This is a genomic window from Pseudomonas syringae group sp. J248-6, from assembly GCF_032586995.1.
Taxonomy (GTDB): domain Bacteria; phylum Pseudomonadota; class Gammaproteobacteria; order Pseudomonadales; family Pseudomonadaceae; genus Aquipseudomonas; species Aquipseudomonas amygdali.
On record NZ_JAWHOP010000003.1, the window covers coordinates 118,060 to 139,990 of the forward strand.

General features: G+C 56.8%; 20 protein-coding genes and 1 pseudogene. 13 read left to right on the top strand and 8 right to left on the bottom strand.

Annotated elements, in window-relative coordinates; all coding sequences use genetic code 11:
• The first annotated feature begins 27 nt into the window (after positions 1 to 27).
• The 9 genes from glpK (at position 28) to RYC17_RS04905 (ending at position 11,203) form a co-directional block, all read left to right on the top strand.
• Positions 28 to 1,533, top strand: a complete 1,506-nt coding sequence (gene glpK, locus RYC17_RS04865; protein WP_003363615.1) for a glycerol kinase GlpK — start codon at positions 28 to 30, stop codon at positions 1,531 to 1,533.
• A 99-nt stretch (positions 1,534 to 1,632) separates the two neighbouring features.
• Entirely contained in the window at positions 1,633 to 2,388 is a 756-nt protein-coding gene (locus RYC17_RS04870; protein ID WP_011169330.1) for a DeoR/GlpR family transcriptional regulator, read from the top strand.
• A 414-nt stretch (positions 2,389 to 2,802) separates the two neighbouring features.
• Entirely contained in the window at positions 2,803 to 4,341 is a 1,539-nt protein-coding gene (gene glpD, locus RYC17_RS04875; protein WP_122280749.1) for a glycerol-3-phosphate dehydrogenase, read from the top strand.
• A 348-nt stretch (positions 4,342 to 4,689) separates the two neighbouring features.
• Positions 4,690 to 5,604: a glutamate/aspartate ABC transporter substrate-binding protein gene (locus tag RYC17_RS04880; protein ID WP_058401656.1), complete on the top strand. Its 915-nt coding sequence runs from the start codon at positions 4,690 to 4,692 to the stop codon at positions 5,602 to 5,604.
• Positions 5,605 to 5,734: 130 nt separating this feature from the next.
• Complete coding sequence (locus RYC17_RS04885; RefSeq protein WP_004658194.1) at positions 5,735 to 6,481, top strand: amino acid ABC transporter permease; 747 nt, start codon at positions 5,735 to 5,737, stop codon at positions 6,479 to 6,481.
• Positions 6,478 to 7,146 (top strand): amino acid ABC transporter permease, encoded by a 669-nt coding sequence (locus RYC17_RS04890; RefSeq protein ID WP_170947361.1) that lies wholly within the window; start codon positions 6,478 to 6,480, stop codon positions 7,144 to 7,146. The genes RYC17_RS04885 and RYC17_RS04890 overlap by 4 nt, the downstream gene beginning before the upstream one ends.
• Complete coding sequence (locus RYC17_RS04895) at positions 7,143 to 7,877, top strand: amino acid ABC transporter ATP-binding protein (protein ID WP_002554866.1); 735 nt, start codon at positions 7,143 to 7,145, stop codon at positions 7,875 to 7,877. Before RYC17_RS04890 ends, RYC17_RS04895 begins: the two co-directional genes overlap by 4 nt.
• Positions 7,878 to 7,932: 55 nt before the next feature.
• Positions 7,933 to 9,864, top strand: coding sequence for an ATP-binding protein (locus RYC17_RS04900; protein ID WP_122280747.1), 1,932 nt, complete (start codon positions 7,933 to 7,935; stop codon positions 9,862 to 9,864).
• Positions 9,865 to 9,874: 10 nt separating this feature from the next.
• Entirely contained in the window at positions 9,875 to 11,203 is a 1,329-nt protein-coding gene (locus tag RYC17_RS04905; RefSeq protein ID WP_122280746.1) for a sigma-54-dependent transcriptional regulator, read from the top strand.
• A 221-nt stretch (positions 11,204 to 11,424) separates the two neighbouring features.
• Here the strand turns inward: RYC17_RS04905 and RYC17_RS04910 are convergent, their stop codons facing one another.
• From RYC17_RS04910 to RYC17_RS04920, 3 genes are all read right to left on the bottom strand, one after another.
• A complete protein-coding gene (locus RYC17_RS04910) occupies positions 11,425 to 12,072 on the bottom strand; it encodes a DsbA family oxidoreductase (RefSeq protein ID WP_122258371.1) in 648 nt (215 codons plus the stop codon).
• 81 nt (positions 12,073 to 12,153) lie between these two features.
• Positions 12,154 to 13,146, bottom strand: a complete 993-nt coding sequence (locus RYC17_RS04915; RefSeq protein WP_080164866.1) for an alpha/beta fold hydrolase — start codon at positions 13,144 to 13,146, stop codon at positions 12,154 to 12,156.
• 123 nt (positions 13,147 to 13,269) lie between these two features.
• A complete protein-coding gene (locus RYC17_RS04920) occupies positions 13,270 to 14,004 on the bottom strand; it encodes a 5-methyltetrahydropteroyltriglutamate--homocysteine methyltransferase (RefSeq protein ID WP_193601281.1) in 735 nt (244 codons plus the stop codon).
• Between the two features lie 106 nt (positions 14,005 to 14,110).
• On the opposite strand from RYC17_RS04920, the gene metR reads away from it, so the two are divergent.
• Positions 14,111 to 15,028, top strand: coding sequence for a transcriptional regulator MetR (gene metR / locus RYC17_RS04925; protein WP_122280745.1), 918 nt, complete (start codon positions 14,111 to 14,113; stop codon positions 15,026 to 15,028).
• A gap of 38 nt (positions 15,029 to 15,066) precedes the next feature.
• Here the strand turns inward: metR and RYC17_RS04930 are convergent, their stop codons facing one another.
• The 3 genes from RYC17_RS04930 to RYC17_RS04940 form a co-directional block, all read right to left on the bottom strand.
• Positions 15,067 to 15,477: an NUDIX hydrolase gene (locus tag RYC17_RS04930; protein ID WP_122280744.1), complete on the bottom strand. Its 411-nt coding sequence runs from the start codon at positions 15,475 to 15,477 to the stop codon at positions 15,067 to 15,069.
• Positions 15,474 to 16,565, bottom strand: coding sequence for a D-alanine--D-alanine ligase (gene ddlA, locus RYC17_RS04935; protein WP_122280743.1), 1,092 nt, complete (start codon positions 16,563 to 16,565; stop codon positions 15,474 to 15,476). Before ddlA ends, RYC17_RS04930 begins: the two co-directional genes overlap by 4 nt.
• Positions 16,566 to 16,716: 151 nt before the next feature.
• A complete protein-coding gene (locus tag RYC17_RS04940; protein WP_002554875.1) occupies positions 16,717 to 16,998 on the bottom strand; it encodes a type B 50S ribosomal protein L31 in 282 nt (93 codons plus the stop codon).
• A gap of 294 nt (positions 16,999 to 17,292) precedes the next feature.
• Between RYC17_RS04940 and RYC17_RS04945 the strand changes: the two genes are divergently transcribed.
• A complete protein-coding gene (locus RYC17_RS04945; RefSeq protein WP_122280742.1) occupies positions 17,293 to 18,423 on the top strand; it encodes an OpgC domain-containing protein in 1,131 nt (376 codons plus the stop codon).
• Positions 18,424 to 18,533: 110 nt separating this feature from the next.
• Positions 18,534 to 19,199 carry a hypothetical protein gene (locus RYC17_RS04950; protein ID WP_122280741.1) on the top strand — a complete coding sequence of 222 codons (666 nt, stop codon included), beginning with the start codon at positions 18,534 to 18,536 and terminating at the stop codon, positions 19,197 to 19,199.
• A gap of 46 nt (positions 19,200 to 19,245) precedes the next feature.
• Here RYC17_RS04950 and RYC17_RS04955 read toward each other — a convergent pair.
• Positions 19,246 to 19,626 (bottom strand): annotated as a pseudogene (locus RYC17_RS04955) (hypothetical protein); the annotation flags it as partial.
• Between the two features lie 249 nt (positions 19,627 to 19,875).
• Between RYC17_RS04955 and RYC17_RS04960 the strand changes: the two are divergent.
• Positions 19,876 to 20,574 (top strand): hypothetical protein, encoded by a 699-nt coding sequence (locus tag RYC17_RS04960; protein ID WP_316902601.1) that lies wholly within the window; start codon positions 19,876 to 19,878, stop codon positions 20,572 to 20,574.
• Between the two features lie 135 nt (positions 20,575 to 20,709).
• Here RYC17_RS04960 and RYC17_RS04965 read toward each other — a convergent pair whose 3' ends face one another.
• A complete protein-coding gene (locus RYC17_RS04965; protein WP_316902602.1) occupies positions 20,710 to 21,612 on the bottom strand; it encodes a hypothetical protein in 903 nt (300 codons plus the stop codon).
• Between the last annotated feature and the right edge of the window lie 319 nt (positions 21,613 to 21,931).

Genomic DNA, 21,931 nt, shown 5'->3' on the forward strand with positions numbered 1-21,931 from the left:
CCACCCAATAAATGCAAGGCAATCGACATGACTGACACACAGAACAAGAACTACATCATTGCTCTTGACCAGGGCACCACCAGCTCGCGCGCCATCATCTTCGACCGCGATGCCAACGTGGTGAGCACTGCCCAAAGCGAATTCGTCCAGCATTACCCGCAGGCAGGCTGGGTCGAGCATGACCCGATGGAAATCTTTGCCACCCAGACGGCCTGCATGACCAAGGCGCTGGCGCAGGCCGATCTGCACCACAACCAGATCGCCGCCATCGGTATCACAAACCAGCGTGAAACCACGGTCATCTGGGAGCGCGACACCGGCCGCCCGATCTACAACGCAATCGTCTGGCAGTGCCGCCGCAGCACCGAGATCTGCCAGCAGCTCAAGCGCGACGGTCTTGAGGAGTACATCAAGGACACCACAGGTCTGGTGATTGACCCGTACTTCTCCGGCTCCAAGGTCAAGTGGATTCTGGACAACGTCGAAGGCAGCCGCGAGCGCGCCCGCAAAGGCGAGCTGATGTTCGGCACCATCGATACCTGGCTGATCTGGAAATTCACCGGCGGCAAGGTTCACGTCACCGACTACACCAACGCCTCTCGCACCATGCTGTTCAATATCCATACGCTGGAATGGGATCAGCGCATGCTCGACGTGCTGGACATCCCGCGCGAGATACTGCCAGAGGTCAAAGCCTCCTCCGAGGTCTACGGTCACAGCAAAAGCGGCATCCCGATTGCCGGTATCGCAGGCGACCAACAGGCGGCGTTGTTCGGCCAGATGTGTGTCGAACCCGGCCAGGCCAAGAATACCTACGGCACCGGCTGCTTCCTGCTGATGAACACCGGCAAGAAAGCCGTGAAGTCGGCGCACGGCATGCTGACCACCATCGGCTGCGGCCCGCGTGGTGAAGTGGCCTATGCACTGGAAGGCGCGGTCTTCAACGGTGGCTCGACCGTGCAGTGGCTGCGCGACGAACTCAAGCTCATCAACGACGCGCTGGACACAGAATACTTCGCTGGCAAGGTCAAGGACAGCAACGGCGTGTACCTGGTGCCGGCGTTCACGGGCCTGGGCGCACCTTACTGGGACCCGTACGCACGAGGCGCATTGTTCGGCCTGACCCGCGGAGTGAAAGTCGATCACATCATCCGTGCAGCGCTGGAATCCATCGCCTATCAGACCCGCGACGTGCTCGACGCCATGCAACAGGACTCCGGCGAACGCCTCAAGTCGCTGCGCGTGGACGGCGGTGCCGTGGCCAACAACTTCCTGATGCAGTTCCAGGCGGACATTCTCGGCACCCACGTCGAACGCCCGCAAATGCGTGAAACAACAGCCTTGGGCGCCGCGTTCCTGGCCGGTCTGGCGATCGGGTTCTGGAGCAGCCTGGACGAGTTGCGCAACAAGGCGGTGATCGAGCGCGTGTTCGAACCTTCCTGCGAAGAGGCCCACCGCGAGAAACTCTACGCGGGCTGGCAAAAAGCTGTCGCGCGCACCCGTGACTGGGAACCGCACGAAAACGAAGAGTGATACCCGCTGTTGTGCGGAGGGGACAGGATTCCGGCTGACAGGTCACACTTTCCTGCGGCATGATGGGCGCCATTTGCAGAGGGCGCTCAAGGAAAAACAATGAACCTGCCTCCCCGCCAACAACAGATCCTCGAACTGGTCCGTGACCGTGGTTACGTCAGCATCGAGGAAATGGCGACGCTGTTCGTCGTGACCCCACAAACCATCCGCCGTGATATCAATCAATTGGCGGAAATGAATCTGCTGCGTCGCTACCACGGCGGCGCGGCCTATGACTCCAGCATCGAAAACACCGCCTACGCCATGCGTGCGGATCAGATGCGCGACGAAAAACAACGGATCGCCGAGGCCATCGCCGCGCAGATCCCGGACAACGCCTCGTTGTTCATCAATATCGGCACCACCACCGAATCCATCGCACGCGCCCTGCTCAACCACAACAACCTGAAGATCATCACCAATAACCTGCATGTGGCATCGATCCTCAGTACCAAGGACGATTTCGAGGTCCTGATAGCCGGTGGCAATGTGCGTCGTGACGGCGGCGTGGTGGGCCAAGGCAGTATCGACTTCATTACCCAGTTCAAGGTGGACTTCGCGCTGGTCGGCATCAGCGGCATTGATGAAGACGGCAGCCTGCTGGATTTCGATTATCAGGAAGTACGGGTTTCCCAGGCGATCATCGCCAACGCACGCAAAGTGCTGCTTGCCGCTGACTCCAGCAAGTTCGGGCGCAATGCGATGGTCCGGTTGGGACCAATCACCCTGATCGATTGCCTGGTCACCGATCAGCCACCTGTGCCCGCACTGCAACAACTGCTGACCCAGCACAAGATTCGTCTGGAAGTGGTGTGATTGTCAGGAACGACCGGTGTCCGCGATAACACATGCCGTTCTGGACACGCTGGAGCGTGAGGAACGATAAGCCCGAATATCGTGCGACGCTCCGCGTCGCATGCCGTTCCGGACGCTCTGCGTCCTCTTTTATGCGCAGAGCGTCGCGAACTTGATTCCCGCTGGAGCCTGAGACACGAGAGGTGTCCAGGCTGGCGCGTGCAGAACGAAAAGCATCAGATAGTACGGTCATACCCCGCGTGACATCCCGCCCTACAATGTTCATTTTTGTTCTTTTCCTGACTTCACCATCAGTATTTTCAATCGATACTCGCTAGCAAGGGTCATTTTATTGAGCTATTATTTTCGAAAGTGAACATTAATGTTCAGATTCGCCTTTCGAGCTTTGCTCACGAATTGTCCAGGAGGCCACCAATGCCCCACACTACCGTGCCAACCCAACCCCTCTCCGAGGTTTACGACATCGCCGTTATTGGCGGTGGCATCAATGGTGTCGGTATTGCGGCGGATGCCTCCGGTCGCGGCCTGTCGGTTTTTCTTTGCGAAAAGGACGACCTGGCCAGCCACACGTCCTCGGCCAGCAGCAAGCTGATTCATGGCGGCCTGCGCTATCTTGAGCACTACGAATTCCGTCTGGTCCGCGAAGCACTCGCAGAGCGCGAAGTGCTGCTTGCCAAGGCGCCGCACATCGTCAAACCCATGCGTTTTGTCTTGCCGCACCGTCCGCACCTGCGTCCAGCGTGGATGATCCGCGCCGGCATGTTCCTGTATGACAACCTCGGCAAGCGCGAAAAGCTGCCCGCCTCGAAAACCATTCGTTTTGGTGCGGACAGCCCGCTCAACTCGAGCATCACCCGTGGCTTCGAATACTCCGATTGCTGGGTCGACGACGCCCGTCTGGTGGTGCTTAACGCCATGGCCGCGCGTGAAAACGGCGCGCACATTCATACTCAGACTCGCTGTGTCAGCGCCCGCCGTATCAAGGGCATGTGGCACCTGCACCTGGAACGCAGCGATGGCAGCCTGTTCTCGATCCACGCCAAGGCATTGGTCAATGCGGCAGGCCCGTGGGTGGCCAAGTTCATCCGTGAAGACCTCAAGCTCGATTCGGCTTACGGCATCCGCCTGATTCAAGGCAGCCACCTGATCGTGCCGAAACTGTACGAGGGTGAGCACGCGTTCATTCTGCAGAACGAAGACAAGCGCATCGTGTTCACGATTCCGTACCTGGAACACTTCACCATCGTCGGCACCACTGACCGTGAGTATCAGGGCGATCCGAACAAGGTGGACATCACCGAAGGCGAGATGGATTACGTGCTGAAAGTGGCCAACGACCACTTCAAGAAACAGTTGAGTCGCGCAGACGTGCTCCACACATTCTCTGGCGTGCGCCCGCTGTGCAACGACGAGTCCGATAATCCGTCTGCCATTACCCGTGATTACACACTTTCGTTGTCAGGCGGCGCGGACGAGGCGCCAATTCTGTCGGTGTTCGGCGGCAAGCTGACCACCTACCGCAAACTGGCCGAATCGGCGATGACGCAGTTGGCACCGTTCTTCAAACAGATGAAACCGAGCTGGACGGCCAAGGCTGCTCTGCCCGGCGGCGAAGACATGAGCACGCCAGAAGCCCTGGCAGCAGAAATGACCCGTCGCTTCAGTTGGCTGCACGCGCCTATCGCCAAACGCTGGGCGATTACCTACGGCAGCCGCAGCTGGCGCTTGCTGGAAGGCGCGCAAGGTCTTGAAGACCTCGGCCAGCATCTGGGTGCAGGTCTGTACACCCGAGAGGTCGATTACCTGTGCGACCAGGAATGGGCTACCAGCATCGAAGACATCCTGTGGCGCCGAACCAAGCTTGGCCTGTTCACTACGCCTGAAGAACAGGCCGCTGTGCGCAGCTACCTGGAAACCGTTGTGCGCAACAAGGCCGCTATCGAGGCTGCCTGATAGCTCGCATACCACCTGTTCGCCCATCGCGCGGCGAACAGGTTTGTTCCTCTGCACCGCCCTCCCCCTGAATACTCCGTTGCATTCGGTTTTCCGAACATTTCGCTCTGCCTGATTCGGCTTCCCGGACGCTTCGATTCCGGGCGTCGCATTCAACCACGAATAAAATCCTTTAAATTCATAGCCTTGATTGATTCAAGCTGCTTGGCACGACTCATGCTCTACACTCTGAACCGAGCGTTTCGACAGGGCGTGTGTCTGGATCTGGACGCCGTTGAAGCATTCGCCAAGAAGCGGGCCGACTCCCATTGCGGCCCCATCAATAAAAATGAAATCAAGGATTCATCAATGCGCATCGTTCCCCATCTGTTGGGCGTAGCAATCACTGCCGCTCTGATCAGCACCCCGGTTTTCGCCGCCGAACTTACCGGCACCCTGAAGAAAATCAAGGAATCCGGCACCATCACGCTGGGCCACCGTGACGCGTCCATTCCGTTTTCCTACATCGCAGACGCTTCTGGCGTACCGATGGGCTACTCGCATGACATTCAGCTGAAAATCGTCGAAGCCATCAAGAAAGAACTGGACATGCCTGACCTCAAGGTCAAGTACAACCTGGTAACATCTCAGACCCGTATTCCGCTGGTTCAGAACGGCACCGTCGACGTTGAATGTGGTTCGACCACCAACAATGTCGAGCGCCAGCAGCAGGTCGATTTCTCCATCGGCATCTTCGAAGTCGGCACGCGTCTGCTGTCGAAAAAGGACTCCAGCTACAAGGACTTCGATGACCTGAAAGGCAAGAACGTCGTGACCACCGCTGGCACAACGTCCGAGCGCATCCTCAAGGCGATGAACGCCGACAAGCAGATGGGCATGAACGTGATCTCGGCCAAGGACCACGGCGAATCCTTCCAGATGCTTGAGTCCGGCCGTGCGGTCGCATTCATGATGGACGACGCACTGCTGGCCGGCGAGATGGCCAAGGCCAAGAAGCCGGATGACTGGGCAGTGACCGGTACTGCGCAATCCTACGAAATCTACGGCTGCATGGTCCGCAAGGGCGATGCCCCGTTCAAGAAGGCAGTGGATGACGCCATTGTTGCCACCTACAAGTCTGGCGACATCAATGCCATCTACAGCAAGTGGTTCATGTCCCCCGTCCCGCCTAAAGGGCTGAATCTGAATTTCCCGATGAGCGACAAGCTCAAGGAACTGATTCAGAACCCGACCGACAAGGCCGCAGAAGACAAGAAAGCCTGAGCAACCGGTTCAGCCAGTCTGAACTGATGGCATCCCGAACAGGCAAAACCTGTTCGGGACCGGCCCCTCACTCTCGAAGTCCGACAGTGCGTGCATCTCGATATAAATAGAAAAATAGGGGGAGACCCTGATGAATTACAACTGGGACTGGGGCGTGTTCTTCAAGTCCACCGGCGTCGGCAGCGAGACCTATCTGGACTGGTTCATATCCGGTCTGGGCTGGACCATCGCCATTGCTGTCGTTGCCTGGATCATTGCCCTGATACTGGGTTCGGTACTGGGCGTCATGCGCACCGTACCAAGCCGTCTGGTGTCGGGTATTGCCACGGTATACGTGGAAATTTTCCGTAATGTGCCACTGCTGGTGCAGCTGTTCATCTGGTACTTTCTGGTGCCCGATCTGCTGCCGGAAAACCTGCAGGAGTGGTACAAGCAGGACCTCAACCCGACTACCTCAGCGTTCCTGAGCGTGGTGGTCTGCCTGGGTCTGTTTACCGCTGCACGGGTCTGCGAACAGGTGCGTACCGGCATTGAAGCACTGCCAAAGGGCCAGGAATCGGCCGCGCGTGCAATGGGCTTCAAGCTGCCGCAGATCTACTGGAACGTGCTGTTGCCACAGGCTTACCGGATCATCATTCCGCCGCTCACTTCCGAATTCCTGAACGTGTTCAAGAACTCGTCGGTAGCATCGCTGATCGGCCTGATGGAGCTGCTCGCGCAGACCAAACAGACCGCCGAGTTTTCCGCCAACCTGTTTGAAGCCTTTACGCTCGCAACCCTCATCTACTTCACGCTGAACATGAGCCTGATGCTGCTGATGCGCATGATCGAGAAGAAAGTCGCTGTACCCGGACTCATCTCGCTGGGGGGCAAATAATGGACTTCACTGGAATCGTTCCGGCCATTCCCGGCCTGTGGAACGGCATGGTCATGACCCTCAAGCTGATGGCAATGGGTGTTGTCGGCGGCCTGGTGCTTGGCACTTTGCTGGCGTTGATGCGCCTGTCATCAAACAAGCTGCTGGCCAATGTGGCTGGCGCTTACGTGAACTACTTCCGTTCGATCCCGCTGCTGCTGGTGATCACCTGGTTCTACCTCGCAGTGCCATTCGTGTTGCGCTGGATTACCGGTGAAGACACGCCCATCGGGGCCTTCGCTTCCTGTGTCGTGGCCTTCATGATGTTCGAAGCCGCGTACTTCTGCGAAATCGTCCGTGCCGGCGTGCAGTCGATTTCCAAAGGACAGATGGGCGCAGCCCAGGCGCTGGGCATGAATTACTCGCAGATGATGCGACTGATCATCCTGCCCCAGGCGTTTCGCAAGATGACGCCGCTGTTGCTGCAACAGAGCATCATTCTGTTCCAGGACACCTCTCTGGTGTACACCGTGGGCCTTGTGGACTTTCTCAATGCATCGCGCTCCAGTGGCGACATCATCGGACGCGCCAACGAGTTCCTGATCATTGCCGGTCTGGTCTATTTCACGATCAGCTTTGCCGCCTCGCTGCTGGTGAAGCGTCTGCAAAAAAGGTTTGCCGTATGATTTCCATAAAAAATGTCAACAAATGGTATGGCGACTTCCAGGTGCTGACCGATTGCAGCACCGAGGTCAGCAAAGGTGAAGTGGTGGTGGTGTGCGGGCCCTCCGGTTCCGGCAAGTCGACCCTGATCAAATGCGTGAATGCGCTGGAACCGTTTCAGAAAGGCGACATTGTCGTCGACGGCACTTCCATTTCCGACTCTAAAACCAACCTGCCAAAACTGCGCTCGCGGGTCGGCATGGTGTTTCAACACTTCGAACTGTTCCCGCACCTGAGCATTGTCGAAAACCTGACCATCGCGCAGATCAAGGTACTGGGTCGCAGCAAGGCCGAAGCGACCGAAAAAGGCCTGAAATTGCTGGACCGCGTCGGTCTGTCCGAGCATGCGCACAAGCATCCCGGGCAGCTTTCCGGTGGTCAGCAACAGCGTGTTGCCATCGCTCGCGCCCTGGCCATGGACCCGGTGGTCATGCTGTTTGACGAACCGACGTCTGCGCTGGACCCGGAAATGGTCAACGAAGTGCTCGACGTGATGGTGCAACTGGCGCACGAAGGCATGACCATGATGTGCGTGACCCACGAAATGGGCTTCGCTCGCAAGGTCGCCAATCGGGTGATTTTCATGGACAAGGGTCAGATTGTCGAAGACTGCGAAAAAGAAGAGTTTTTCGGTGACGTCAGCGCACGCTCGGAACGCGCTCAGCAATTTCTCGCCAAGATTCTTCAGCACTAGGTAATGCCGGCTGCCCGCGCGCTCGCGGGCAGCTGTTCGGTTCAGGACGACTGTGATGAAATGCGACCCCACCCTGTATCGCGCCGCGCCGCCATCACTCGCCGTGAAACCTCGTCTGATACGCCAACTGTTTTTGCCGCCACTGATCCTCATGCTGATGATCGGACTGGGCTATATCGCCTACCTGATCAGCGAACACAGCGGTATCAAGAGCCTGCGCGAGACCGGTGAGCGCCAGCTGGAGCTGCACGCCCGTACGGTCGAGAGCGAAATAAGCAAGTACACCTATTTGCCCAGCGTGCTGGAGCTTGAATCCAGCGTGTCGCAGATGCTCAACAAGCCGAGCCCCGAGCTTCAGCAGCAGGTCAACCGTTATCTGGAAGGGATGAATCGACGCAGCGGCAGCCGCGCCATTTATGTGATGGACACCACCGGCCGAGTGCTGGCCACCAGCAACTGGCGTGATTCCGACAGCTATCAGGGTGAAGACCTGTCCTTCCGCGCCTATTTTCAGGACGCCGTGCGCGGCCTGCCCGGCCGTTTTTACGGGATTGGCACCACCACGGGCGAATCGGGCTACTACCTGGCCCACGGGCTGGAAGACAAAGGCCGGATCATCGGCGTCGCCGTGATCAAGGTGCGCCTTGAAGCACTGGAAGAACGCTGGCAGCGTGCTCGTCTGGAGGCATTTGTCAGCGACGAGAACGGCATCATCATCCTCTCAAGTGACCCGGCTCGACGCCTGAAGTCAGTTCGACCGCTCACTCCGCAGGTCAAGGAACGCCTGGCCCGTAGCCTGCAATATTACTGGTGGCCGCTTAACGAACTGGTGCCGCTGGAACGGGAAACCCTCTCCGAAGGCGTCGAAAAGCTTGTGTTCCCGGCCAACGTCAGTGTCGATCGAGAGCACAAGCAGGTCAGCTATCTGGCCCAGAGCCGCCCGCTGAGCGATACCGCCTGGCACCTGACACTGCTTACGCCCCTGGAAGACCTGCGCCGTGAAGCGGCCAACCAGGGCATGCTGGTAGCTGTGGCCTGCGCGCTGGTGACCTTTCTGCTGATTGCCTGGAACGAGCGGCGCAAGGTTATCTCGACCCGGCTGGCGGCCAGAGAGGCGCTGCAGGCTGCGAACAATGAGCTGGAACGCAAGATCGCCGAGCGTACCGAACACCTGCGTGCCAGCAACGAACGCCTCAAGGCGCAGATTCGCGAACGAAGACAGGCTGAAGACACCCTGCGCAAAGCCCAGGACGAGTTGGTGCAAGCTGGCAAGCTGGCGGCTATCGGCCAGATGTCGACCAGCATCGCTCATGAACTGAACCAGCCTCTGGCAGCATTGCGCACCTTGTCTGGCAATACCGTGCGTTTTCTTGAGCGAGGCGCACTGGACACCGCCAGCGCCAACCTGCGCACCATCAATGATCTGGTCGACCGCATGGGCCGCATTACCGCCAGCCTGCGCGCATTCGCCAGACGCGGCGACGATCAGGGCCAGGCGCAACTGAGCAAGGCCGTCGAGGCGGCGGCGCAGTTGCTCGGCGTACGCCTGGAGCAATCCGGCCTGGCATTGCATCGAGACTTCGTCGACGCCACCCTGACCATCGATCAGACCCGTCTGGAACAGATTCTGGTCAACCTGATCGGCAATGCGCTGGACGCCATGTTCAACCAGCCAGCGCCCGAATTGTGGCTTACCGGGTCAATTGAAGACGGCCGTTATCGCTTGCGGGTGCGTGATAACGGACACGGCGTCGATACCGAAACCCGCAAGCACCTGTTCGAACCTTTCTTCACCACCAAACCCGGCGAACAAGGCCTGGGACTGGGCCTGACGCTGTCGGCGAGCCTTGCCGCCGCAGCCGGGGGCAGCCTGAGCGCAGAGCATCCGGGCGACGGCGGCACAACATTTGTCCTGAGCCTGCCATTTGTCCCCGATGCCCCGACCGACAATCGCCCGACCGGCCCCGGCCCAGGTGGACTGACATGAGACGACACCCATGAGCATCAACAGCGACCTGACTGTGCTGATCGTCGAAGACGACCCGCATGTGTTGCTCGGCTGCCAACAGGCGCTGGCGCTGGAAGACATTGCCAGCGAAGGCGTATCCAGCGCCGAAGACGCCCTCAAGCGCATTGGTGACAATTTTGCCGGTATCGTCATCAGCGACATTCGTTTGCCGGGTATCGACGGGCTGGAATTACTGAGTCGCCTCAAGGCGCGTGACAGCAGCCTGCCGGTGGTGCTGATCACCGGTCACGGCGACATCACCATGGCCGTCAACGCAATGCGCGATGGCGCTTACGATTTCATGGAGAAACCCTTTTCTCCCGAGCGCCTGGTCGACGTCACCCGGCGCGCGCTGGAGCAGCGCGGGCTGGCCCGGGAAGTCTGGGCCTTGCGCAAGCAACTGGCCGAACGCGATTCGCTGGAAGGCCGGATCATCGGCCGCTCCCCTGCCATGCAAAACCTGCGCGCATTGATTGCCAACGTCGCCGATACATCGGCCAATGTGCTGATCGAAGGCGAGACCGGCACCGGCAAGGAGCTCGTTGCGCGCTGCCTGCACGACTTCAGCCGGCGCAAGGACAGCCAGTTCGTGGCACTCAATTGTGGCGGGCTGGCAGAAAGCCTGTTCGAGTCGGAAATTTTCGGTCACGAAGCCAATGCATTTACCGGCGCGGGCAAGCGGCGCATCGGCAAGATAGAACACGCCCACAATGGCACGCTGTTTCTCGATGAAGTGGAAAGCATGCCGGTCAACCTGCAGATCAAACTGTTGCGCGTCCTCCAGGAACGAACTCTGGAGCGGCTTGGTTCGAACCAAAGTGTCGCGGTGGATTGCCGGGTCATTGCGGCGACCAAATCCGACCTCAATGCACTGAGCAAGACCAGTCAGTTCCGCAGCGACCTGTATTACCGTCTGAACGTCGTCACGCTGGAGCTGCCACCATTGCGTGAGCGCCGCGAAGACATTCTGCAGCTGTTCGAACATTTCCTGCAGTTGTCGTCATTGCGCTTCGACCGTGAGCCGCCAACGCTGGACAGACAGACCAGTTCAAGCCTGATGAGCCACGACTGGCCAGGTAACGTGCGGGAGCTGCGCAACGTAGCCGAGCGATTTGCCTTGGGTCTGCCGGCGTTCAAACAGACAGGCACGGTCAGTGAAAATCAAAGCCTGGGATTTGCCGAAGCGGTTGAAGCCTTCGAACGATCCCTGCTCAGCGAAGCCCTGCAACGCAGCGGCGGCAACCTCAGCCAGGCCAGTCAGGAGCTGGGCATGGCCAAGACCACCTTGTTCGACAAGGTCAAGAAATACGGGCTTTGAGCACTGCGTCCGATCTTGAGTATGCGGTGTAACGCAGATCTGTGACGCAGAGCGTCACCCACTGCATTCCCACGCTGGAGCGTGCGGAACGATCGGCGTCCGCACGTCCCTAAGCAGGAGCGCGAGGAACGATAGGCGTCCGCAAGACACCTATCGTGCCCATGCTCCGCGTGGGCATGCCTTTCCGGACGCTCTGCGTCCTATCCTGCACAGGCAGTGCGTTACTGCGATTCACCGACAATCTGGCGGATCGCGCTGACGAATACCTCGACCGGCTGACCGCCCGAGACGGCGTACTGGTCGTTGAAGACCATGGTCGGCACCGACGTGATACCACGGGATGTCCAGAGTTGCTCGGCTTCGCGGACCTCTGCGGTGTACTCGCCGCTGTCGAGGATGGCCTGAGCGCGCAAACGGTCCAGGCCGACCTTCTGCGCTACGTCTGCCAGAGTCTGGTGGCTGGACGGGTCTTTCAGGTCGCTGAAATAGGCTTCGAACAGCGCCTGTTTCAATGCGTACTGCTTGCCTTGTTGTTCGGCCCAGTGCAGCAGGCGATGGGCGTCGAACGTGTTGTAGATACGCCGCTCGCCCTTGGCAAAGGTGAACCCCAGCTCGGCACCGCGCTCACGAATCGTCTCGTGAATGCTTTCGATCTGTTCTGGCGTAGAGCCATATTTTTCGGCGATGTGCTCTTTGATGTCCTGCCCTTCGGCAGGCATGTTCGGGTTCAGCTCGAAAGGCTGGAAGTGAATGTGCGCTTGCACCTCATCCCCCAGTGCCTCCAGCGCCTGATCCAGCGCGCGCAGGCCGATGACACACCAGGGGCAGGAAACATCGGAGATGAAATCGATCTTCAGTGCAGTCGTCATGTCGGCCCTTTTCAGTCAGCTAATTCAATAAGCAAGGGCCATACGATACACCTCTGTCGGAGCCTGACAACCGGGCAGGCTTCACAGTTGAGCAAGGCTGCGACCGTCCTCATGCTGGGCTTTCAGGTACGGCAGCACCGCCCCGAGCAACGGTGCCTTGAAGGCTTCCTGAAAACGGTGCGCCAGCCCCGGAATCAGGCGCAACTGGCTGCCCTGAATGTGCGCGGCCACATGCACACCGTGCATGACCGGCAACAATGGATCAGCCGTGCCATGCACCACCAGCACCGGCAGGCGCAGACGGTTCAGCAACTCCACCCGGCTCGGCTCGGCCAGAATCGCCATGATCTGACGCTTGACGCCCTCGGGATTGAAGGCCCGGTCGTAGGACACCGCAGCCTGATGCAGCAATTGCTGGCGATCGTCCTTGACCTGCGGGCTGCCAAGCGCTGCAAGCAGATCAGCCTGTTGCTCGATGGCCATTTCCCGGTTGGGCGCGCCGCGCCGCGCCAGCAGTTGCATCAACGCCGCACTGGGCATCGGCAAGCCCTGTGCACCGGAGCTGGTCATGATCAGCGTCAGGCTTTCGACCCGCGACGGGGCCAGATCGGCCAGGTGCTGAGCAATCATGCCGCCCATGCTCGCGCCAAGAACGTGAAACTGGCGAATCTGCAGGGCGTCCATCAGGCCCAAGGCATCGTCGGCCATATCGGTCAGCGAATACGGTGCAGAGACCGGCAGGCCCAGCTTGTAGCGCAGCACTTCAAAGGTCAGATTGGCCTCGGCGGGCTGTTGCACCCAGGTGGACAGACCGACATCGCGATTGTCGTAGCGAATCACCCGGTAGCCCTGCTGACACAGCGCGACCACAACCTCGTCCGGCCAATGAATCAACTGCCCGCCCAGGCCCATTACCAACAGCAAGGCAGGGTCGGACTCACTGCCGATGCTTTGATAGGCAATTCGTACCTCTTTAAGGTCAGCATGCTGTACAGGAACATCGACATCACAACGATCGGCCGCAAAAGACGGCAAGCCGCACAGAAGCGCGGCCAGAAAAATTAAAACCCGCATGAAAAACACCAAAAAACAGATCCCCAGTAGGCAGAGAGTCTGATGATGTTTTGCCAAGCGCGCTGCCACACTTGCGTGACAGTTTGATGAATGGCGCTGAGCGGTCGTTAATCGGGTGTTGCGTTACGCGGCGACCTGATCCGCCACCATCAGGTTTTCCCCAAAACGGGCGCGCGCTTCGAGGAGGGACTCCTGGTGCCAGCCCGAATGCGTGTCGCACTCGCCCAGGGACAGGACCTTGTAAACCGGCAGACGATCAAACACCGGAGCCAGCAGCTCCGGTTCGGTCACGCTGTCCAGATGCAACCCTGCAACCGGCAGCAAGGCCGCGACACCCAGGTTGGGCCGCAGGTCACCGTGATAAAGCCCAATGAGCTTCTTCAACGGCGAATACTGAAGAATGTGATAGGCGCGTTCGAAGGCGTTGCTCCATGCCAGCGGCAGGTCGAGCGCCAGGATCGGTTCGTCGATCTGAATCCACTCGACACCGCGCGCCGCCAGACGCCCGAAGATCTCGCCATACACCGGCAGTAGATGCTCCAGCAGGTCGAGGCGATCGACCTCGCCACCCTGAACATCACTTAGCCAGAGCAGTGTCAGAGGACCGATCAACGCAGGCTTGCGGCCTTGCTCGCACGCTTCAGCGACGCTCGCCAGCAGCGGTGCCCAACCAGGCTGAAAACGCTGGTCGCGTTTCAGGTGTGGCACCTGCTGCGGGTAACGCGCCATCAACCAGGTGCGCAGTTCGGCGTCCGTTGTCGCAACACCCTGATCCTGTTTCCAGAAAGCCTGCAAAGCGTGCTGCAATTCACGGTCTGCGCCAATGTGAAAATAGTCAGGGTGTTGAGTCAGGGCCACGATGCGTCCTCCATAAAAGATGGGTCTATTGTCGACAGCTGACACAACATGAGACAAACTCATTTTTTTCGTGTTGATCACAAATACTGCTCATGGAGCGCTGACGGTGCTTGAAATACGCCACCTCAAAACCCTGCACGCCCTGCGCGAGGCCGACAGCCTTGTGGAAGCCGCCGAACGCCTGCACCTGACGCAGTCGGCGCTGTCCCATCAGTTCAAGGAACTGGAAGAGCGCATGGGCATGCCGTTGTTCGTGCGCAAGACCAAACCGGTACGGTTTACCAGCGCCGGTCTGCGCCTGCTGCAACTGGCCGACTCCATGCTGCCGCAACTGCGCAGTGCCGAGCGCGACATTGCCCGTCTGGCAGGCGGCACGGCGGGACGGCTGCACATGGCAATCGAATGCCACAGCTGTTTTCAATGGTTGATGCCGACCATCGACCAGTTCCGCGATGCCTGGCCTGAGGTCGAGCTGGACCTGTCTTCCGGCTTCTCTTTCGCGCCATTGCCGGCGCTGGCGCGTGGTGACCTGGACCTGGTGGTAACGTCCGACCCGCTGGAATTGCCCGGCATCACCTACGTGCCGCTGTTCACCTATGAAGCGATGCTGGCGGTGGCCAATCAACACGCGCTGGCGGGCCGGCCGTACATTGTTCCGGAAGACTTGCTGACTGAAACGCTGATCACTTACCCGGTGGAACGCGACCGGCTGGATATCTTTACGCGCTTTCTGGAACCCGCCGACATCGAACCGGCACAGGTACGAACATCAGAACTGACGGTGATGATGATGCAACTGGTCGCCAGCGGACGCGGGGTCTGTGGCATGCCGCACTGGGCGCTGCATGAATACAGTTCACGCGGTTATGTGAAGGCCAAGCGCTTGGGCGAGAAAGGGCTGTTCGCAACGCTGTATGCCGGTATTCGCGCCGACATGCTCGACGCCCCCTACATGCGCGACTTCCTGCTGACCGCCAAGGACACCTCGTTTTCGACACTGGACGGGGTGAGCGTGGTTCGCTGACAGTATCGTCCTGCGCCACGGCACAGGACGACACGGGTTCAGTTCGCTGGAGTCTGCCGCTCGCGGTACAACGGCAGGATCAGGTCGCGTGTCAGCGGAGCCAGATGTACATCCGCAAGACTTTCTGCGCCGACCCACAGCACTTCTTCGATCTCGGCGGCGGGCAGAACCTGGGCATCAGTTCTGACCTCGTAAAGCTGACAACACACCTCAAAGCCCGGCTCGTTGGCAGCCGGTGCAGCGAACTCGCCGAGAAACAGCGCCTGCTGCGGATCGATGATCAGCCCGAGTTCTTCTTCAAGCTCCCTGGCCAGCGCCCGCGGTGCCGGTTCGCCAGGTTCAATCTTGCCGCCCGGCTGCATGAATGCCTGAGTGCCGCGCTTGCGCACCAGAAGAGTCCGGCCGTCTGCGCCGATCAGCAGCGCCGCCGCGATGCGGATTATCTTCATGCAAAGATTTCCGTTTTCAGCAAACGCGCCTGATCAGCGCGCTCAAGGGCCAGCACGATCAGGCGATGGATCAGTTCGGCATAGGTCAGGCCACTGGCCTGCCAGAGCTTGGGGTACATGCTGATGGAGGTGAAGCCGGGCAGCGTGTTGACCTCGTTGATGATGATGTCATGCGTATCGGTCACGAAGAAATCGACCCGCGAAAGCCCTGCGCAACCCAGCACTTTGTAAGCCTGCAACGCGACTTCACGTACCTGATCACTCAGATCGGCGGGAAATTCGGCGGGTATCGCGATGCGCGCCTGATCACCATTCAGGTACTTGGTGTCGTAGGCGTAGAACTCGTCGTTGGCAATCACTTCGCCACAGACACTGACCTGCGCATCGAAGTTACCCAGTACGGCGCACTCCACTTCGCGGCCGACGATGCCCTGCTCAATCAGCAGCTTGTGGTCAAATTCGAAACCCAATGCCAGTGCAGCCACGAAGCCAGCCTCGTCAGACACTTTGCTGACGCCCACCGACGAGCCTTGATTGGCCGGTTTGACGAACATCGGCAGGCCCAACTGCGTGGTCGCATCGGCGAATGACAGGGTTTCCCCACGGCTGAGCACCATGAACGGCGCGACAGCAATGCCTGCATCGCGCAGCAGACGCTTGGTCACGTCTTTGTCCATGCACGCCGCCGAGGCGAGTACGTCAGCGCCCACAAACGGAACGGCCAGCATGCGCAGCACGCCTTGCAATGCACCGTCTTCACCAAACGCGCCGTGGATCAGCGGAAATACCACGTCGATAGCTGCCAGCGGTTTGCCTGTCTCGACCTCGACAAACTGGCCGCCAGTGCTGCCAGGCAACAGCGACAACTGCTTGCCGGATGCACTCAGTTTGATCCGCGCAGGATCATTGGCATTGAGCAGGTAGTCGGCTTCGTCGAAGCGCAACCAGCGGCCCAGCTTGTCGACACCGATCAGGGTCAGCGCATAGCGATCACGATCAATCGCATTGATCACGTTGCGTGCCGACTGCAACGAAACCTCATGCTCGCTGGATTGCCCACCGAAAACGATGGCGACTGACTTTTTCAAAGCGGTTACTCCTGTTTTTCAGGCCGCGAAGATAAAAGCAATGTCGGCTGTTAGTCCAGCAGATGATTGGCCGCACACCTGAAATTCAGGCAAAAAAATCCCGGTGGTGGGCAATCCATGCGAAATGCCCATCACCGGGAGGTCAGACAGCTCATTGAGCCGCTGCGGTTTCTTTCTTGCCGCCAGAGCCAAAGGTGGCGAAACGCTTGTTGAAACCCGCGATCCGGCCTTCGTTGGTGGTCTTGCGCTGCTGCCCGGTGTACATCGGGTGCGAGGCGCTGGACACGTCGAGTGCGACATAAGGATAGGTGTTGCCGTCGGTGTGCTGCTGCGTGCGGTCTGTGTCTACGGTCGAGCCGATCAGGAAGTAAACGTCGGCAGCGGTGTCGTGGAACAGCACAGTACGGTAAGCAGGATGGATATCGGGTTTCATGGTTAGCTCTCCGGTGAGTTGACTGCAATCGTTATACAGTAACATAACAGAAGATGAGAATGATTGCTGTTGATTGCCATCATCGGCGAGCTTGATCGAACGCGCGCATGCAGCCGCTGTCGCCCTGAAACCGCCAGAACCAGCGTGCCAGAGACATTCTGTAATAGCGTGACTTTGCAATCGAGCCGAATTAACGGCACCCTGCCGCGCCGCCGAACGTCACTGGTCGCCGGCCTGGAACCTGAGCCTCTGTGGCCGATCTTTACTCATTAGCACTTTCAAGAGTCCACCGTTATGAATAACGGACGCGATCATCGAATCGACTTCTTTCGCGGCCTGGCGCTGATCTTCATATTCTGGGATCACGTGCCGGACAACCCGCTCGCGCAGTTGACCGTACGCAACTTCGGCTTCAGCGACGCAGCGGAAATCTTTGTCTTTCTTGCCGGTTACGCATCGATCCTGGCCTATGGACGCATCGCCCGGCGCGACGGCATGCTGGTGGCTGGCGTGCGGATCCTGCGCCGCACCTGGGTGCTGTATGTGGTGCATATCTTTCTGCTGACCCTGCTGATGGGCATCGTCTTCGTCGCCAACAATCATGTCGAGACGCGCGACATGGTCCAGCAGATGGGCCTTGAATACTTCGTCGGCAACCCGCAACAGGCATTGGCCGATGAACTGCTGCTGCGTTTCAAGCCCAACCTGACCGACCCGTTGCCGCTGTATATCGTGCTGTTGCTGACCTTGCCGCTGACCTTGCCATTGATGCTGCGCAAACTGGAACTGGCGGTCGGCCTGTCGATTGCCCTGTACCTGATGGTGCCGTTGTTCGGCTGGAACCTGCGTGCCTATGAAGGCGGTGGCGTGTGGTATTTCAATCCGGTGGCCTGGCAGTTGCTGTTCATTCTCGGCGGTGCCTGTGCATTGCGCAGCGAAACAGCCACACCCGCCGTACGCTCTCCGTTGCGCCAACAACCGCTGTTCCTGATGGCCGCCATCTACGTGTTGATCGCCGGGATGCTGACCTTCAGCGAAAAATGGCCCGGCCTGCACACTGCAATGGTCTCGACCCTGCACCTCGACGCCCTGTACCCCATCAGCAAGACCGACCTGGCACCCGCGCGCCTGCTGCACTTCCTTGCACTGGTCTACGTCGTCGCCCGACTGCTGCCAACCTCAAGCGCCTGGCTCGAAAACTGGCCCGCCCGACAGACCTGCCGCATGGGCCGTTATTCGCTGGAAGTCTTCTGCCTGGGCGTATTGCTCGCGCCACTGGCAGACATGGCAAACGCACTGGCAGGTGATACATGGCCTATGCAGGTGACTACCGCGATTGTCGGGCTGGGCTTGATGATGTTGATGGCCAATGGGTTGGAATTGAATAAGCGGCTGGGGAAATCGCCCCGCTTGTTAACTACTTGAGAACAGCGTCACGTTTGCACGCCCTCTCGGAAATCTCCTACTGGTTTATCAGGCCAAGTTTTTCAGGAACTGGCCGCTATTCGTTATGAGACCAAAGGGAGGGCAACGTTTTGAACATTAATGGCATTCCGAATCAGGCAAACACCCTGCAACAAACGGCGCTGATACCTGGCACCAAAAATGGCGATCCGACAGAAGATGCTGGCTTGGAAAAGGCCATTGCATCCGAAGCAAAAAAGACAGAAGAAAATGTATTTTATGAATATCAGAAAGAGCCGTGGTTATTGGAGTCGATCAACGAGCACATTACAAATCGGCTCGACTACGTGGCGCATAAAAAAATAGTCGACGTACTGGAGCTTGCGTTGATAAATGTCACCTACGACAGTTTTCGTAAAGACCTGCAAGAAACGCACCCCGACATCGCAAGTAAAAAATTTGGTTTTACACTGAACGAAAGCGCGTCCATCAAGATAATTGACTACGATAACAGCCTGACTGAGAATGACACATCAGTGCTTACCCATGCCATCAACGGGTTCAGAGAGTTCAAAGAGCAAATACAGCAGCACGCAAAGACGGTCATGACCTTGGTTGACCATGATCATGAAACATTTGGTGGTCGATATAAACTGGATATCAGTAATTTTCAGGATGTGATCGATTATGGCAAGATTATGAGCACCAGCGTGCAAAAAATGCAGGACGAATGGATACAGCAAGTCCAGAGCAATGCTGAAAAGCGAGATTTTTCCTATATTTCTTTGGCGGTATGAGAAATCAGTCTGGCGAGACAAACGGCTCGCCAGACTGAGCTGAATGTTAACCACGAGGAGCGACAGTTCGCAGAACGGTCTGTGTACAGATATGCCCCATGTAAAAAATATGAGGGGTCGCTGTCATTGGTCCCAATGAAAAATTGTGTACGGTGTAGCCAGCAACTTTATAGTGACTTCTCCATGTATTGAAACCTCTTTGTGCGTGCACAAAATCTTGGGCCTCCACGCCACCGTAACAGCGTCCAAACTCGATACGCTGAGAAGCAAAGCCGGTAGCATCACTGACTACAACATGCTCAATTGAAGGTTCTGCTTTACCAAAACTCAGGTCAAGAATCGCCATACCGCCTTCCAAGGGCGAGCCTTTGGTGTCGGTAAATCTCGCCTCAAAAACAGCCTCTTTATAAATCTGGGTGGCCAACCAGCCAATACATTTCTCAATAAAAACTCATAGATATTCTCACAAATTATGCAGAGGCAGGTTGCCACTGACAACGTCCACGCAATAGATATTGAATCACTTAGTCAATCCTTCGCGCTGAAAACACAGAAACTTCCTACAAAAAACCATTCCCATCTGCACTCTAGGAAAAATCCTACACAACAAACAGGAAAAGTTTTCCAGCACAATGCCGTTAGATAGTTATCACTAACAGCGAAGGGCGTTTTCAGAATGAACATCACCCCCCCTACCAGCACTATTCATAAGCAGCCATTTCCCCGCCAAACCACCTCACCAGAGGCACGTCAGGAAAAAGATGCTCAAACGGTCAAAAAACAACGCAATCCTAATGAAGAGTTCTACCGCTACGAGGACTCTCCTTGGCTAACAAAAAACTCAAGAGGTGAAATCGCTTCATTCTACAAGATGCTTCCCCAAGAAGATCTTGATGACCTTAAAGATAGGTACCTGAAGAAGCTAATCAAAACATCGAACGCGGAAATGTGCCGTATGTTCGACAATTACCACGAATTCAAACAACAGCTTACTTATTTAAATTTAGAGCTTTCAAATAAGAATTTTGGTTTCACACTGGGTTTCAACGAAGCTATTCAGGTTACAGATCCTGACAGTGTACTCACCCCTGCAGAATTTACCTACTTGACCGAGAAGTTGAACGATCGTCAGTCACTGAAAGACGATCTACGTAAGAATGCTAAAAGCGTCATGGAACTCGTTGACCAATACACGGAAAAACTTGACAACCGCCACACGCTCAACCTAGAAAACTACAGCAAGATCATTGATTACGGACAGGTATTCAGCCGTAACTACATTGGCAATTTCATCAACACGATTCTTTATCAAGTGGAGCGTAATGCTCCGAAGCATGAGGATGAGCGCAGACCCATAATTGACACCCATGCTTGAATTATCCAAGATTAGGACTCTACTGAATTCTAATCTCTCAGCAATAGGAAAAGGAATTTTTTGTTCGGCGCAGTAGCTTTTGCTTATAGAAAATACTCTGCATGGATGTTTCCAGGCAGAGTATTTAAGCTTAGATCAGTTCCTGGACCAATTAATTAACCACCGCTTGCAAACATGGCCAAAATTATATATGTGCGGCTTATCAGCCAGCTGTTCCGGCAGCACATTTTTAGCCCAATATAGTTTTGATTGGTAGCGTGTACTCCAAGTTTCTCTTCCATTTTCGCTGTAATGAGTAAAGTTATCAGCAAGTCTTCCGCCTTCACATCGGCCGAACGTTATCAACTGCATGATCTTCCCAGAACTGTCCGAGGTATACGTCACGCCTGCGTCATTTTCTACACCTAGAAAAAAATCCAGTACCCCGCCTTCTAATGGAAAAGCTTTGCTGTCTGTAAAGGTAGCTTCCAGCATCGCTTTTGTAAGGGCTTGGGTCGCCAAAAAAGGAGGATCGGTAAAGCCATAGGGAATCAACCTGAAGCCCTCTTCGTGGTGCAAGTCATAACGCATATGAGGAAACGAGCCAAACACCACGCTGTAATCAGTGGTATCAAACCTGGCACCGTCAGTCGCGATAATACGTATATTGACTTGTGAACCAGGATTGAGCCCTTCGATTCTCTGCGCCGATGAATGACGCTTGGGCTGCCACTCTCCGCCATCCACCTGATACTCCAACCTCCATTTCTGGTCGTAATCCGAATCCGGCGTTGTAATCAGCACATTCTGGCCGCGCGTAGCGGTGAAATTATACTGATGAACTGCCGAGGTATTCTCCAGAATATGACTGATCTGATGAATCTTGTCCGACAGCACCACAGGATTCGAATGGCTTGGGTTTTGTACAGCCTGTTCCTGCAACATTGGTTGTTGACTGACTACAGGAGCTCCTTCTACTTGTGCCATGGCGTGGTAAGACATTGCCAATAGCAATCCAGACACAAACGCACGACCTGCTTTGTTTTTCTTATTATTCATTTTATTGATCTCGATAGGGATTAACTAATCAGGGCATCATTGCCACTGACAAAACCGGACGTAATCACCTGTTTAATTCAAGATCAAGCGCTGGAAACAATTATCAGAAACGTCCTACAAATAACCGATAGGCTTTTATAAGTCCAGCGCCTGGATTTATAAAGACTGGTTTTCAGGCGCTTATCTATGACTGATATTTTTTCAGTCAAATCCTGTGCTTAGACGAAAAAGCATACAAGCCATGCAAGTCCAGGCATCGCCTCAGCCAATCTCGAAAACCACCACACAATTCCCCCCACATTCCCATCCAGCGTCTAAG

Excerpts from the sequence above, each read along its gene's own strand:
- RYC17_RS04965 (WP_316902602.1), bottom strand. The coding sequence starts at position 21,612 with ATGAATAATAAGAAAAACAAAGCAGGTCGTGCGTTTGTGTCTGGATTG.
- RYC17_RS04885 (WP_004658194.1), top strand. The coding sequence starts at position 5,735 with ATGAATTACAACTGGGACTGGGGCGTGTTCTTCAAGTCCACCGGCGTC.
- glpD (WP_122280749.1), top strand. The coding sequence starts at position 2,803 with ATGCCCCACACTACCGTGCCAACCCAACCCCTCTCCGAGGTTTACGAC.
- RYC17_RS04945 (WP_122280742.1), top strand. The coding sequence starts at position 17,293 with ATGAATAACGGACGCGATCATCGAATCGACTTCTTTCGCGGCCTGGCG.
- RYC17_RS04915 (WP_080164866.1), bottom strand. The coding sequence starts at position 13,146 with ATGCGGGTTTTAATTTTTCTGGCCGCGCTTCTGTGCGGCTTGCCGTCT.
- RYC17_RS04930 (WP_122280744.1), bottom strand. The coding sequence starts at position 15,477 with ATGAAGATAATCCGCATCGCGGCGGCGCTGCTGATCGGCGCAGACGGC.
- RYC17_RS04910 (WP_122258371.1), bottom strand. The coding sequence starts at position 12,072 with ATGACGACTGCACTGAAGATCGATTTCATCTCCGATGTTTCCTGCCCC.
- glpK (WP_003363615.1), top strand. The coding sequence starts at position 28 with ATGACTGACACACAGAACAAGAACTACATCATTGCTCTTGACCAGGGC.
- RYC17_RS04900 (WP_122280747.1), top strand. The coding sequence starts at position 7,933 with ATGAAATGCGACCCCACCCTGTATCGCGCCGCGCCGCCATCACTCGCC.
- RYC17_RS04870 (WP_011169330.1), top strand. The coding sequence starts at position 1,633 with ATGAACCTGCCTCCCCGCCAACAACAGATCCTCGAACTGGTCCGTGAC.
- RYC17_RS04895 (WP_002554866.1), top strand. The coding sequence starts at position 7,143 with ATGATTTCCATAAAAAATGTCAACAAATGGTATGGCGACTTCCAGGTG.
- RYC17_RS04940 (WP_002554875.1), bottom strand. The coding sequence starts at position 16,998 with ATGAAACCCGATATCCATCCTGCTTACCGTACTGTGCTGTTCCACGAC.
- RYC17_RS04960 (WP_316902601.1), top strand. The coding sequence starts at position 19,876 with ATGAACATCACCCCCCCTACCAGCACTATTCATAAGCAGCCATTTCCC.
- RYC17_RS04880 (WP_058401656.1), top strand. The coding sequence starts at position 4,690 with ATGCGCATCGTTCCCCATCTGTTGGGCGTAGCAATCACTGCCGCTCTG.
- RYC17_RS04905 (WP_122280746.1), top strand. The coding sequence starts at position 9,875 with ATGAGCATCAACAGCGACCTGACTGTGCTGATCGTCGAAGACGACCCG.